We start from the raw sequence: 14,023 nt of genomic DNA, 5'->3' as shown, positions 1-14,023 counted from the left end.
ATGTGATTTCTCCTTCGTCGAAATGACAAAATTAGATTGACATTTGATTTTTGAAATTGATATTGAAAAATAGGAATATTACAACTTTTTATCAAAATTCTATAATATTTTTTTATGCTTACAATACCAACTTTGTAAAACAAATTAAAGTATGAAAAACATGAATAAGTTAATTGTAATCCTAGGGATTTTAACAAGCATAATTTTTATATCTTGTAAATCGGCACAGCAAAAAGAAGAAACAGCAAAAGAAAACGTTGTCGAAGCTAGACAAGATTTAAGAGATACTAAAATTTCAAACGCTAATGAATGGCTAACTTTTAAATCTGAATCCCAAGCCAAAATTCTTGATAACGAAAAAAGAATTGTAGAACTTAAAATAAAAATGAATAAACCCGACAATACCTTTGATGGTTTATACAGAACAAGAATAGAAAAACTAGAAGCCAAAAACAACGAACTAGAATCTAAACTAAACAATTACGACGGCAACGAAACCGAGTGGAAAACCTTCAAAAGCGATTTTAACCGAGATATGAACGAAATCGGGAATAATATAAAAGACTTATTTAGGTAGGGCATTATTTGGGGAGATAATGCAAAAGCGAGGTTTTTTACCTCGCTTTTTTTAATGCATCAATTTTGTCACATCGCGAGCAGTCAAGATGTATTATTAGCACTCGAACGGATAAATAAGACGAATAAAAGCAATTTTTATTAAATGTAAATCTTTCAAAAAGAGATGCAAACAAAACAAAAAATAATAGTCATAGGTGCTGGTTTTGCGGGTATACAACTCGTGCGCCAACTTGACTCCAACTTATTTGATGTTTTGCTTATTGATAAAATAAACCACCATCAATTTCAACCTTTGTTTTATCAAGTGGCGACTTCACAATTAGAGCCTTCCAGTATTTCTTTTCCACTACGAAATGTTTTTAAAGGGAAGAAAAATCTTCAAATTCGATTAGCAGAAGTTTTAAATATTGATGAATCGAAAAATACAATTTCAACTACAATTGGATATTTCGAATACGATTATCTGGTAATTGCTATTGGTTGTAAAACCAATTTTTTTGGCAATCAAGAAATCGAAAAATGTGCATTCACGCTCAAAACTACATACGAAGCCATAACAATCAGAAATCATATTCTACAAACATTTGAAAACATTATTTCTGCCGAAGACGAAGTTAAAGAAAGTTTATTAAACCTTGTTATTGTTGGCGCTGGTCCAACTGGTGTAGAACTTGCAGGTTCATTTGCCGAAATCAGACAAAATATTTTACCAAAAGATTATCCTGGAATCGATTTTTCTAAATTCAAAATAATTCTAGTTGAAGGAAGCAAAAACACTTTGAATAGTATGAGTGAAAATGCCAAAATTGCTTCTAGAAAATACCTTGAAGCGATGAACGTCATTATTCTAACCGAAACAATTGTAGCTAATTATGACGGCAAATTATTGAGTTTAAAAAACGGAGATACTATAAAAACAAAAACTGTCATTTGGGCTGCAGGCGTAACTGGAAATGAAATTTTAGGATTACCAGAGACATATTATGCAAATTCTAATAGATTTAAAGTAAATCAATTAAATAAAGTTATCGACTCCAAAAACATATTTGCCTTGGGAGATATTGCACTTATGGAAACGGATAAATATCCTAAAGGACATCCACAATTGGCAAATGTTGCGATTAATCAAGCGAAAAATTTAGCTACTAATTTAAAAAAAATAATTCAAAACAAACCGACAAAAAATTTCGAATATAAAGATTTGGGATCAATGGCAACAATTGGCAGGAACAAAGCCGTTGTCGATTTGCCGTTTTTCAAATTTCAAGGCTACTTTGCTTGGTTAATTTGGATGTTTTTGCATTTAATGCTTATTGTGAGTGTCCGAAATAAACTGATTATTTTCATTAATTGGGCTTGGGCATATTTCACAAAAGACACTTCGCTTCGATTGATTTTAAAACAGAAAATGAAGAAATAAAGATACTATCATGACAACAAATAACTTTACTATTAAAGGTTTATCAAATCAAGAAGTGATTGCATCAAGAAATAAACACGGCGAAAACTCTGCTGTTTTCAAAGAAGAAAATCATTTTTTTAATTCAATTCTAAAATTCCTAAAAGACCCAATGATTTTGTTGTTATTGGTCGCTTCGATTATTTATTTTATAAGCGGAAAAACTGCTGACGCACTATTTTTGGCATCGGCAATTGTATTGGTTTCTTTAATTTCTTCGTATCAAAATGCTAGAAGTCGCAATGCTTTAGCCAAACTAAAAGATTTTACAAAACCCAACTGCAAAGTAATAAGAAACGGGAAGACTATAGAAATAAAAACTGAAGAATTAGTTATTGGCGATAGTTTGTTGGTTGAAGAGGGTACATCGATTTCGGCAGACGGAACGATTGTACATTCTAACGATTTTTCGGTAAATGAATCGATTTTAACTGGCGAATCGATGTCGGTTGCCAAAGATAAAACCACAAAAGACAATCTTATTTTTCAAGGTACAAATGTCGCAAGCGGATTGGCAATTGCAACAATTACAGCTATTGGAAGCCAAACAAAATTGGGTAAAATAGGCAAAAGTCTGGAAAGCATTAAAGAAGAAAAAACACCATTAGAAATTCAGATTGGAAATTTTGTAAAGAAAATGGCGATTGCTGGCGCAATAGTTTTCGGGATAGTTTGGGCAATTAATTATTTTCATTCATACAATTTATTTGACAGTTTACTCAAAGCATTAACATTGGCGATGAGTATTTTACCCGAAGAAATTCCAATTGCTTTTACAACATTTATGGCACTTGGTGCTTGGCGAATGATGAAAAAAGGCATCATTGTTAAGCAAATGAAAACTGTAGAAACACTAGGAAGTGCCACCGTAATTTGTATTGATAAAACAGGTACAATTACAGAAAATACAATGAGTTTGGCAAAAATTTTCACTTTGGAAGCTAATAAAATCACCAATTTAGAAAGTGATTTGTCTGATGTTGAAATGCAATTAATTACAATCTCAATGTTTGCAAGCGAATCCATTCCATTCGATCCAATGGAATTAGCGTTACACGAAACCTATTCAAAAGTTATCAAAAAAGACGAACGTTCTCATTTCAAAATGGTACACGAATATCCGTTATCGGGCAAACCTCCAATGATGACGCATATTTTCGAGAACAAATCTGGAAATCGAATTGTTGCCTCAAAAGGTGGTTCGGAAGCGATAATGGCAATTGCTAAACTTTCGGAAAAAGAAAAAAAACAAATTTTAGAAGCTATAAAATCATTATCGACAGAAGGTTACAGAATTTTGGCAGTTGGAGAAGCTATTTTTGAAGGCAAAAATTATCCAATAACCCAACAAGAATTCAAATTAAAATTTAAAGGATTACTGGCATTTTATGATCCACCAAAAAAGAACATTCATCTGGTTTTACAACATTTCTATAAAGCAGGAATTGCAGTAAAAATAATTACAGGCGACAATGCCGAAACGACTTCGTCTATTGCCAAACAAATAGGATTTATTGGATATGAAAATAGTATTTCGGGAGATGAATTAATGAAGCTATCTGATAAGGAACTCAAAAAGAAAGTTCTAGAAATTAATTTATTTACTAGAATGTTTCCGGAAGCCAAGTTACGAATCATAAATGCATTAAAATCTAACAAAGAAATTGTTGCCATGACTGGAGATGGTGTAAATGATGGTCCAGCCCTAAAAGCAGCTCATATCGGAATTGCTATGGGCAAAAAAGGAACCGAAATTGCCAAACAAGCCGCATCGTTAATTATTATAAATGACGATTTAGACAAAATGGTTTTTGCCATTTCAATGGGTCGAAAAATTTATGCGAACCTAAAAAAAGCAATTCAATTTGTAATTTCTATTCACATTCCAATAATTCTCACGGTTTTTATTCCGCTGGCTTTGGGTTGGTTATATCCTAATATTTTTTCGCCAATTCACATCATATTTTTAGAATTGGTTATGGGACCAACGTGTTCAATTGTGTATGAAAACGAACCTATCGAAAAAAATACAATGACACAAAAGCCACGTCCATTTACTGCCACTTTTTTCAATTGGAAGGAACTCTCAACAAGTATTATTCAAGGATTGATGATTACAGTTGGCACACTATTTATTTATCAGTATTCGGTCCTTAATAATTTTAATGAAGATACAACCAGAACAATGATTTTTGTGGTTTTGGTTACCGCCAATATATTTTTAACGTTAGTAAACAGATCTTTTTACTATTCAATTTTTACTACTTTATTGTATAAAAACAATTTGGTTCCTATCATTATAGGGATAACAATTATCATTACTGGCTTACTACTTTATGTGAAACCTTTAACAAGATTCTTTGCGTTTGAACATTTAGAAATTAGTCAATTATTGATGGCAATTGGAGTTGGTCTCCTATCGGTAATTTGGTACGAACTGGTGAAATTATGGAAACGAAATACGAAATAATTTAAAAAAAAGTATATGCAAATTATAAAAACACAAGGAAATAAGAATAAAACAACGGAAGATAATTTCTTAAAAAAGTATGTTTTTCAAAAAATATTTTGGTCAATAATTGCCTTAATACTGGTTGTTATTATTAATATTTTAATTAATAAATATGCAGAAAATTATTTTAATGACTTTGCTCAAAAAGTATCTGGAAATTATATGCTTACTGGCTTTTCGTTTTTTATCAGCGAAATATTAATTGGCATTTTTCCTGCCGAATTGTTTATGATGATTTACCAATCGAAAGTAACTAGTGACTATTTCTTAATTGTATTTGTTTTAGGAATTATATCTTCATTATGCGGATTTATTGCCTTTATGGGAGGAAGGTATTTGAAATTGGCAAAATTTTCAAGTATGATATTGTTTAAAAAAAAAATTAAAGAATATTGTGCCCTTTTTGTAAAATATGGTTGGGTAATTTTAACTCTGGCCGCGACTACGCCACTACCTTTTGCTATGGTATGTTTCATCGCAGGATATTTAAAATTTTCGCCTGTGACATTCTTAAAAATTGTAGTGCCTGTGCGAATAGTCAGGTTCTTTATTTCAGCCTTTTTGATTAAATATTCTATAGATTATATATAAATAGAAGTGATAAATAATATCTAAAAATAAAAGTTTTATGTCAGCAATAATAACCATAACGTTTAGTCCAAGTATAGACAAAAGCACCTCCGTTTTAGGATTAATTCCCGAGAAAAAAATGCGTTGTTCATCACCAAAACTAGAACCTGGCGGTGGTGGAATAAACGTTGCAAGAGTTATCAATAGACTTGGTGGCGAGGTAACCGCAGTTTTTCCGTCAGGTGGTTATACGGGAATGTTTTTTAATCATTTACTAGAAAACGAAAAAGTACCATTTGTAAGTATTCAGACCAAAAATGAAACTAGAGAGAATTTTGTAATTCTGGATGAATCAACTAACAAACAATTTCGATTTGGTATGCCAAGTAACGAAATTTTCGAAAACGAATGGAAAGATTGCCTAAAAGCAATTGAAAATCATAAAAATGTAGATTTTATTATTGCCAGCGGAAGTTTGCCACCCGGAATTCCGTTAGATATTTATGCCGAATTATCTAAAATAGCAAAATTAAACAATGCAAAATTTATTGTTGATACTTCAGGAGAAGCCCTAAAAAATGCTGTTAATGAGGGTGTCTATTTGCTAAAACCCAATCTCGAAGAATTAGGAATTTTATTAGAAATTGAAGATTTAAAAATTGAAAATATTGAAGTTGCAGCCAAACAATTAATTCAAAAAAAGAGTTGTGAGGTTATAGTTATTTCGCTTGGTGCAAATGGAGCAATGTTGGTAACAAAAGACGAAACTATAACAATAAAACCGCCAAAAGTTAAAGTAAAAAGTACAGTTGGAGCAGGTGATAGTATGGTTGCGGGAATTGTTTTTGGGTTGTCTAATAAATTGAACTTAAACGAATGTTTGCAATACGGCATCGCTTGCGGAACGGCCACAACTATGAGTTTAGGTTCAGCATTGTGTGATAAAAAAGAGGTGGAAAAATTGTTAAAAAAATTTAAAAAATAGAAATTATGACAACATCATTATCATCGGTTATAAAAAAACTATTAGTACTTTTTCTAGTGTTTTCAGGATTATATTTTGCTCAAGAATTCTTAATACCACTTTGTATAGGTGGAATTTTAGCTACGCTTTTTCTACCCTTTTGCAATTGGATGGAAAATAAGAAAATACCCAAAAGTATTGCCGTTTTAGCTTGCTTCATTTCTTTATTACTTATCATTATCATTTTAATTTCACTATTAGGTTGGAAAATTTCTGAACTTTTAGATGATTTAACATTGATAAAACAAAAAGCTATCACCGCAGGAAATGGTTTGCAACAATATATTTTCAATCATTTGAATATTTCTATTACAGAACAATTCACAATATTAAAAAAGGAGCAACCTTCATATTCAAATATTTTTCAAACTATTTTTGGTTCTTTAGTTTCAATTTTAGCGTCTTTAATTTTAGTTTTTGTCTATTTTGCATTCTTATTATATTATCGAAATCATATTAAAAACTTTCTACTCAAATTGGTAACACCTTCAAAACGAGAAGAAATGGAGCAAGTGATTTATAATGCCACACGGGTTTCTCAACAGTATTTACTTGGATTATCTAAAATGATTGTGCTTTTGTGGATAATGTACGGTGTTGGTTTTAGTATTATTGGTGTAGAGAATGCTATCTTTTTTGGCATACTCTGCGGATTGTTAGAAATCGTACCTTACGTTGGGAATATTACGGGTACTATTTTGACGGTTTTAATTGCAGCTGCTAATGGAGCCAATCCAACATTACTTGGAGGAATTGTTATCATCTATGGCGTTGTTCAGCTTGTTCAAGGCTGGGTTTTAGAACCTTTAATTCTTGGTCCACAAGTCAAAATAAACCCACTTTTTACAATTATTGTTTTAGTTATAGGACAACTTTTATGGGGTATTCCAGGAATTATTCTTGCTATTCCTCTCACGGCAATGTTCAAAATTATTTGCGACCATATCGAACCAATGCAACCCTATGGATTTTTGATTGGAGAAATTCAGATCCAAAAAAAAGAAATCGAATTTGTTGAAAAATTAAAAAAATCAATAAAAACTAAAAAATGATACGATTCAAAATGAAAAATTTAGGACAACTTTTTAAAATCACTTTTAATGAATGGTACGACAAAGACCCATTCAGACAAAGTGCAATTATTGCTTATTATGCCATATTTAGTATTCCAGGATTATTGGTTTTAATTATTGCCGTTGCGGGATATTTTTTTGGTCAAGAGACTGTAAATCAAAATTTAATAGAACAAATATCCGAGACAATTGGTTCGGAAACGGCCTTGCAAATTCAAGAATTTTTATTAAAATCGACTACCGAAAAATCTACAACTTGGGGTTCAATTGTCGGGATTTCAATTTTATTAGTTGGTGCAACAGGAGTCTTTGTTGAACTTCAAAAAACATTAAACCTGATTTGGAATGTAAAAGTAAAACCACAAAATGGCATTTGGCTTATCATAAAAGCCAGACTTTTTTCATTTGGATTAATATTGGCGATAGCGTTTTTATTAATAATATCGTTGGTAATTTCAACGGCATTAGCAGCCATGAGCAATTACATACAATTTGAAAGTTCGCCGCTAATGATGACAATTTATGGAATACTTAATTTTATCATTTCACTTTTAGTAATTTCTGCATTATTTGCTATGATTTTCAAGATTTTACCCGATGCGAAAATCGAATGGAAACACGTTTGGTTGGGCTCATTAGTCACAGGGTTATTGTTTACAATTGGCAAGACGGGTTTGGCTTATTATTTCGGAAAAGCTGAACCAGCTTCAATTTATGGAGCTGCTGGTTCTATAATTCTTATTTTACTTTGGGCTTCATATTCATCTATGATTCTCTTCTTTGGTGCGGAATTTACTGCCGCTTACGCCAGAATGTATTCAGGAATAATTCCGCCAACTAAAATTGCAAAGGTTGAAATTCCTACTGCATTAGAAAAAACATTATAATTTTTTAGATATAAAAAGCTATGAATATCGCAACTTTTTTAAAAAGTTATGTAACACAAAGCGTCGCAATCTAGATTAACTTTATTTTACAATGAAACAAGTCAAACTAATTTTTAGTGTGAAATGTAATAACTATTAGTATTAAAAAAGTTGCAAAATAACAAATTATGATACTCCAATTAAAACCAACAATGTTAGTCGAAACGCCCATGGGTAAAGGTCAAGCTATTTTTATTATTGATTATGGCATGCATCAAAACACCTGCTGGGTCGTAGCGCTTGTAAGAGATGGAGTCATAAAACATTTTGATTGCAATGATGTAATTCTTGCTACAAATTATACTTACGGACTAAATTTAGTTAAAAATAACAATAAGACAGAGCCTGAAAATATTTAAAATTTAAAAACATCAAAAATCGTGGAAAATAATAAAAAAACACCAGCAAAGAAAAAATTGTCACCACATCAAAAAAAAGTTGCCGAAGTAATGCACGAATTTAAGGAGGGTGAATTACATTCTGGTAAAACGGATACCATTGTAACCAATCCAAAACAAGCCATTGCCATTGCTTTGAGCGAAGCAGAAGAATTGGAAAAAAATAAAAAATGAAAACTAACTACACCATTCCAACTCAAACCCGAATTGGTCACGTTCATCTAAAAGTTTCTAATTTGAAACGCTCGCTCGAGTTTTATTGTGATTTACTAGGTTTCGATATCACCACAATGTACGGCACTGAAGCCGCATTTATTTCGGCTGGGGGTTACCATCATCATATTGGATTGAATACTTGGTACAGCGAAGATTATCCAATGGCAAGCAAAGAAGGAGTTGGCTTGTTTCATACCGCTATTTTATATCCAACCCGCAAAGATTTAGCCACAATTTACAACCGATTATTAAAAGAAAAGTATCCTATAACAGGTTCGGCAGATCATGGTGTTTCGCAAGCTATTTACTTAAATGATCCCGACGGAAATGGTGTAGAATTATATTGGGACAGACCAAAAGAAACATGGAGTTATAATCCCGACGGAACAATTGTAATGTTTAGCCATGTATTGGATTTAGATAATTTATTGAAGGAAATTAATAACACATAAAATACAATGGATTCACTCACACATATAGCACTTGGCGCCTGTATGGGCGAAGCTTTTGCAGGTAAAACACTTGGTAAAAAAGCCATGTTGTGGGGAGCAATGGCACAAAGTATTCCTGATATAGATTTCATTGCTTCGTTTTGGATGGATACTTCTTCAAACTTATTGGCGCATCGGGGATTTACACATTCGTTTTTATTTTGTGTCATCATCACACCACTATTTGCTTTGCTTGCCGACCATTGGCACAAACCACATAATATTAGTTTAAGACATTGGATGCTGTTTTTTGGTGGCGTTATTCTTATGCATATTTTTTTAGACGCATTCAATAATTATGGTGTTGGTTGGTTAGAACCTTTTAGTCACAAACGATTTTCTTTCAATATGATTTACGTGGCAGATCCACTATTTTCTATTTGGACAGGACTTGCCATTATATTCCTATTGTTTATACCAAGAAAAAAGATTTTGATAAGAGAAAGAATATGGAAAACTGCTTTTGGATTTACAGGAGTTTATTTATTGCTGTGTATTGCTATAAAAATAAAAATTGACGATGATGTAAAAAAATCATTAGAGCAACAACATATTAACTATACACAATATTTTACTACACCTGCACCTTTTCAGAATAGCTTGTGGTATGTAGTTGCAGGCAATGATAGTGGATTTTACGTTGGTTATAAGTCAATTTTCGATACTACAAAAAAAATGGATTTTACCTATTTTACTCGTAATAATGATTTACTGGAAACAATAGAAAATAAAGAAAATATATATAAACTGAAACGATTTTCTCAAAATTATTATACCATAGAAAAATGGAATGATACACTAGTTTTTAACGATTTACGATTTGGACAAATGAAAGGTTGGGAAAATCCAAAAGGAAAATTCGTATTTCATTATTTTTTGCAAGAGCCTTATGATAATACACTTGTGGTGCAACGTGGTAGATTTGCAGGATGGAATGAAAAAACATTTTCGTCGCTATTTGAAAGAATGCTTGGTAATTAAAATTATTCTTGTCGTTTAAAATAAAAAGTGAATAAGAAAAACCCAATCCGAAAAACTTTATAACTAGCCCAACGGTATAACTGCTTGAAAATAGTATTTGTTTTGTGATGTACCTCATTGGTTACTTGAATGCAATCGTCTTTAATAATCGCATTTAAAGTTTGCGTAATTTCTTTTGCAAAATTAGCATCTTTAATATCAATATTTAATTCAATACTAGCATAAGCACTTATATTATTGATATTGTAGGAACCAATTGTGACAAAACTTTCATCGACGACACACATTTTTGCATGCAAAACGGTTGGTTGATATTCGTATATTTCTATATTTTGTCTAAGCAACCAATCGTACATCCATCGCTCTGCGGATTTAGCAATTTTTACATCAGATTGACTGGCCAAAATCAATCTTACATTTACACCTTTTGCAATGGCATAGCGCAATAGTTTTCTTACTTTGCTACCTGGCAAAAAATAGCTACATATAATAGTAATTTGTTTATCGGCATTTTTAAACAGTTCTTTATAAGTGGTAGATATTTCATTCTTTGTTTTTACCCAATCATTGCGTCTAATCCTGCAAGATGAAATTTCATTTTCTTTAAATTCAAATATACTATTTTTTTCTTCGCATGGATTTAAAGTCTCTTTGTCTTTAAATCCATTCCATGTTTCCCAAGATAATAGGCAAAGTTCTTTTGCAATTGGACCTTCAATAAATACAGCATAATCTAGCCAAGCGCTTATTTCGGGCAAATCGTTATATCTATCAGCAATATTCATTCCGCCTACAACTGCATATTTTGCATCTACAACTATCATTTTGTGGTGTAGTCTTCGGCCAAAATAGAAATTGTTGTTTTTAAAAAAAGGTTTAAAAAAACGAAAATGTATTTTTTCTTTTTTTAAGTTTCTGATAAATATTTCCGATAAGTTTTTAGATGCATATCCGTCAACCAATAGATAGATTTTCACTTTTTTATTAGCAGCAATTTTTAGAGCATTTACAATTGATTTCCCTGTTTGATCATTATCAAAAATATAAGTTTGTATATAGATGCTCTCTGAGGCTTGGTTTATAAGATTTATGAGTAAATCAAAATATTGTTTACCACTTTGTATGAGTTGTATTTTATTTTTGGTAAACGTATTATCTATTAACTTTTTCATTTAGTCCTATAAATTTATTACTACAATTCTTTTTCATCTACCTTTATATCTCCACTTTGTTATTTTTTCTTTGAGTAATAATTATTCGTTTTTTCTTCAAATTATTTTTCACCTTTTTAATTGCGAAAAATAGTAAAGACCCAAAGATTCATCATTTTATCTTTTAAATTGTTACACAACTAATTCAAATTATTGTATAATTCACATAAAAAAGTTCCAAGCAAACGTAATTTTGCTTTATATGGTTATGAAGTTATTAGAGACAAAATTGATATTTTTTTTGGTTCTGAATTAGATTATAACATTTAAATTTTACAACTTTATAGTAATCTTCTAAAACTTATATTTTATATAGAATGATAAACTTTGGTAGTTTAAAACCAATTTTTAAACCATTAAAAACTATATGATGAAAAAATTACTGTTGCCATTAATACTAATAATAATTTCTTGTTCTTCAACAAAAATAGTCAGCAAAAGCAGAAGACTAAATGGTTGTTTATCTAGAAGGAAAAGGCGTGCAATCCTACAATTATTTTAAATCTAATTTCAATAAAAAAAACGAAGAAGCCATTCGTGCTAAAATAAAAAAGGACGGTTTTGATGGTGCCGTTAAGATGCGATTAATTGATGTGGACAAGGAGAAAATTTACACACCAGGTGAATTTTTTTTTATCCACAGTATTACAGAGACTTTAGTGGCTATTATTACAATCGATGGAATTACAGTACAACGCTTTGCTATTACATAACAACCAAAACCTTTACAGTCGAAACGAATGTGTATTCTATTAAAGAGGACAAAATTATTTGGACAGCATTAACTGAAACAACAGACCCTAGTGGGTTGAAAAATATGACCAACCAAATTGTCAAGGTCATTTGCAAACAAATGAAGAAAGAAGGATTTGTAAAATAAAAAAAGCATTCATGTTCTATTTGTGTGAATATTATAAGTTTTAACAATAGTTCTATAACATAAACCTTTTATGTCTAGTTGAACTTTGTACCGAACAATTATAAATCAAACGAAAATGAAAAAGTTACTATTTCTATGTATATGTATCGGATTTACATTTACATTAACAGCACAAACGGAAGAAAAAAAATGGAATGTTGGACTGCATGGTGGATTAATTCAATATCATGGAGATTTAGGTAGAGATTGGTATCAAACTGACAAAACAATGTATGGTTTTGGTGGTATATCTGTATCTAGATATTTATGGAAATATGTCGATTTGAATTTCTTATTTACAAGAGGAACACTAGGGTATGATAGCGGAGTTACGGGTTTCAAAAGTGATTTTAGTTCTGCGTCATTAAACTTAAGATTTAATCTTCTTCCCTCAGAATATATAGTAAGACCTTATGTTTTTGGAGGTATTGGAGCCGTTCTTTTCGACAATCAACTTAACTTTCACAAACAAAAAATAGATTCAGCTCTTCCTACTGCTGGTGGTGGTATCAATTTTAGATTATCTCCAGTTATTTCACTTAATATTCAAGAAACATTTATGTTTACTAATAATGATAGTAGAGATGGAGCTGTTGCAGGACAAGACGATGATTTTCTTATGCATACTGTTGGACTAACTTTCAATCTTGGTAGCACAATAGATTCTGATCATGATGGTGTTTCTGACAAAAAAGACAATTGCCCAGAAACTCCCGCAGGAACAACAGTCGACAAAAAAGGTTGCCCATTAGATAGAGACAACGATGGTGTTTATGATTATCTAGACAGTTGTCCAGACCAAGCAGGAGCACAGGCACTAAATGGTTGCCCAGATGCTGATGGAGATGGAGTTGGAGATGCTAATGACAGATGTCCTAACCAAGCAGGAAAAACTTCTCTAAAAGGTTGTCCAGATGCTGATAATGATGGTGTGGCTGATATTGATGACAAATGTGCCAATACAAAATCTGGAACTAAAGTTGATACAAACGGTTGTGCAATGGATAGCGATAATGACGGGGTTATGGATGATATGGATCGTTGCCCAAATGCTGCGGGTGTTATTGCTCTAAAAGGCTGTCCAGATGCTGATGGAGATGGAGTTGCAGATTTAGATGACCGTTGTCCTAACACAAAAGGAACTACTGATAACAAAGGTTGTCCCGAAATTGCAAAAGCTGATATTGTGAGAATAACCTATATAGGAAGCAAAATTTTCTTCGAGAATAATTCTGACAAATTAAAAGTAGCTTCATTAACACAATTAGATGAATTAGCAAAAATATTGTACAAATATGAAGGCGCTAGCTTAACTATAGAAGGACACACTGACAGTGTTGGTGCAGATGATTTTAATATGACTTTATCTCAAAAACGTTCAGAATCAGTTAGACAATATCTTATAGGAAAAGGTATTTCAGATGCTCGATTAATTTCTGTTGGATTTGGAGAAACCAAACCAGTTGCTACAAACAATACAACTTTAGGTAAAGCTAAAAATCGTAGAGTGGAATTGAAAACAAATTATTAAAAATAATAAAGTTTAGTTTTGTTTTTTGGTTAAGGTGGCTGTCAATTTTGGCAGCCATCTTTTGTTTTTCATCATAATTATATAACTAAAAAAAAAAATTGTATAACATTTTTAGCACTTTAAGAAGCTAGAT

Annotated in this window: 14 protein-coding genes; 13 read left to right on the top strand and 1 reads right to left on the bottom strand. The window is 31.5% G+C overall.

From position 1 onward, the window contains the following. The first annotated feature begins 160 nt into the window (after window positions 1-160). From ACH2BG_RS10790 to ACH2BG_RS10740, 11 genes are all read left to right on the top strand, one after another. Complete coding sequence (locus ACH2BG_RS10790) at window positions 161-577, top strand: hypothetical protein (RefSeq protein WP_395047703.1); 417 nt, start codon at window positions 161-163, stop codon at window positions 575-577. 165 nt (window positions 578-742) lie between these two features. After that, window positions 743-1,999, top strand: a complete 1,257-nt coding sequence (locus ACH2BG_RS10785) for an NAD(P)/FAD-dependent oxidoreductase (RefSeq protein WP_395047702.1) — start codon at window positions 743-745, stop codon at window positions 1,997-1,999. Between the two features lie 10 nt (window positions 2,000-2,009). Next, the gene (locus tag ACH2BG_RS10780) at window positions 2,010-4,508 is read left to right on the top strand and encodes a cation-translocating P-type ATPase (protein ID WP_395047701.1); all 2,499 of its coding nucleotides are present in this window, start codon (window positions 2,010-2,012) and stop codon (window positions 4,506-4,508) included. Window positions 4,509-4,523: 15 nt separating this feature from the next. Then, entirely contained in the window at window positions 4,524-5,141 is a 618-nt protein-coding gene (locus ACH2BG_RS10775) for a VTT domain-containing protein (protein WP_395047700.1), read from the top strand. Between the two features lie 37 nt (window positions 5,142-5,178). After that, entirely contained in the window at window positions 5,179-6,105 is a 927-nt protein-coding gene (locus tag ACH2BG_RS10770) for a 1-phosphofructokinase family hexose kinase (RefSeq protein ID WP_395047699.1), read from the top strand. A gap of 5 nt (window positions 6,106-6,110) precedes the next feature. After that, window positions 6,111-7,196, top strand: coding sequence for an AI-2E family transporter (locus ACH2BG_RS10765; protein WP_395047698.1), 1,086 nt, complete (start codon window positions 6,111-6,113; stop codon window positions 7,194-7,196). 11 nt (window positions 7,197-7,207) lie between these two features. Next, complete coding sequence (locus ACH2BG_RS10760; protein ID WP_395047697.1) at window positions 7,208-8,104, top strand: YihY/virulence factor BrkB family protein; 897 nt, start codon at window positions 7,208-7,210, stop codon at window positions 8,102-8,104. Between the two features lie 167 nt (window positions 8,105-8,271). Then, window positions 8,272-8,502 (top strand): hypothetical protein, encoded by a 231-nt coding sequence (locus ACH2BG_RS10755; protein WP_395047696.1) that lies wholly within the window; start codon window positions 8,272-8,274, stop codon window positions 8,500-8,502. A gap of 21 nt (window positions 8,503-8,523) precedes the next feature. Further along, entirely contained in the window at window positions 8,524-8,715 is a 192-nt protein-coding gene (locus ACH2BG_RS10750) for a DUF6496 domain-containing protein (RefSeq protein WP_395047695.1), read from the top strand. Beyond that, on the top strand, window positions 8,712-9,209 hold the full coding sequence (locus ACH2BG_RS10745; protein WP_395047694.1) for a VOC family protein: 498 nt from the start codon (window positions 8,712-8,714) through the stop codon (window positions 9,207-9,209). Before ACH2BG_RS10750 ends, ACH2BG_RS10745 begins: the two co-directional genes overlap by 4 nt. Window positions 9,210-9,215: 6 nt before the next feature. Beyond that, entirely contained in the window at window positions 9,216-10,229 is a 1,014-nt protein-coding gene (locus ACH2BG_RS10740; RefSeq protein ID WP_395047693.1) for a metal-dependent hydrolase, read from the top strand. Between the two features lie 2 nt (window positions 10,230-10,231). Here the strand turns inward: ACH2BG_RS10740 and ACH2BG_RS10735 are convergent, their stop codons facing one another. After that, window positions 10,232-11,401: a phosphatidylserine/phosphatidylglycerophosphate/cardiolipin synthase family protein gene (locus ACH2BG_RS10735; protein ID WP_395047692.1), complete on the bottom strand. Its 1,170-nt coding sequence runs from the start codon at window positions 11,399-11,401 to the stop codon at window positions 10,232-10,234. Between the two features lie 491 nt (window positions 11,402-11,892). Here ACH2BG_RS10735 and ACH2BG_RS10730 point away from each other — a divergent pair, with 491 nt between their 5' ends. Together ACH2BG_RS10730 and ACH2BG_RS10725 are read left to right on the top strand one after the other, a co-directional pair. Continuing rightward, a complete protein-coding gene (locus ACH2BG_RS10730; RefSeq protein WP_395047691.1) occupies window positions 11,893-12,153 on the top strand; it encodes a hypothetical protein in 261 nt (86 codons plus the stop codon). 282 nt (window positions 12,154-12,435) lie between these two features. Beyond that, window positions 12,436-13,890 (top strand): OmpA family protein, encoded by a 1,455-nt coding sequence (locus tag ACH2BG_RS10725; protein ID WP_395047690.1) that lies wholly within the window; start codon window positions 12,436-12,438, stop codon window positions 13,888-13,890. The last annotated feature ends 133 nt before the right edge of the window (window positions 13,891-14,023 follow it).

Origin of the sequence: Flavobacterium sp., assembly GCF_043779715.1 — a bacterium.
GTDB lineage: Bacteria > Bacteroidota > Bacteroidia > Flavobacteriales > Flavobacteriaceae > Flavobacterium.
This window is presented reverse-complemented; position numbering and strand designations above follow the sequence as displayed.

Bases quoted from the DNA above. Each gene is read 5' to 3' on its own strand.
- ACH2BG_RS10765 (WP_395047698.1), top strand. From the start codon at position 6,111: ATGACAACATCATTATCATCGGTTATAAAAAAACTATTAGTACTTTTT.
- ACH2BG_RS10790 (WP_395047703.1), top strand. From the start codon at position 161: ATGAATAAGTTAATTGTAATCCTAGGGATTTTAACAAGCATAATTTTT.
- ACH2BG_RS10775 (WP_395047700.1), top strand. From the start codon at position 4,524: ATGCAAATTATAAAAACACAAGGAAATAAGAATAAAACAACGGAAGAT.
- ACH2BG_RS10780 (WP_395047701.1), top strand. From the start codon at position 2,010: ATGACAACAAATAACTTTACTATTAAAGGTTTATCAAATCAAGAAGTG.
- ACH2BG_RS10755 (WP_395047696.1), top strand. From the start codon at position 8,272: ATGATACTCCAATTAAAACCAACAATGTTAGTCGAAACGCCCATGGGT.
- ACH2BG_RS10785 (WP_395047702.1), top strand. From the start codon at position 743: ATGCAAACAAAACAAAAAATAATAGTCATAGGTGCTGGTTTTGCGGGT.
- ACH2BG_RS10735 (WP_395047692.1), bottom strand. From the start codon at position 11,401: ATGAAAAAGTTAATAGATAATACGTTTACCAAAAATAAAATACAACTC.
- ACH2BG_RS10770 (WP_395047699.1), top strand. From the start codon at position 5,179: ATGTCAGCAATAATAACCATAACGTTTAGTCCAAGTATAGACAAAAGC.
- ACH2BG_RS10740 (WP_395047693.1), top strand. From the start codon at position 9,216: ATGGATTCACTCACACATATAGCACTTGGCGCCTGTATGGGCGAAGCT.
- ACH2BG_RS10760 (WP_395047697.1), top strand. From the start codon at position 7,208: ATGAAAAATTTAGGACAACTTTTTAAAATCACTTTTAATGAATGGTAC.
- ACH2BG_RS10745 (WP_395047694.1), top strand. From the start codon at position 8,712: ATGAAAACTAACTACACCATTCCAACTCAAACCCGAATTGGTCACGTT.
- ACH2BG_RS10730 (WP_395047691.1), top strand. From the start codon at position 11,893: ATGGTTGTTTATCTAGAAGGAAAAGGCGTGCAATCCTACAATTATTTT.
- ACH2BG_RS10725 (WP_395047690.1), top strand. From the start codon at position 12,436: ATGAAAAAGTTACTATTTCTATGTATATGTATCGGATTTACATTTACA.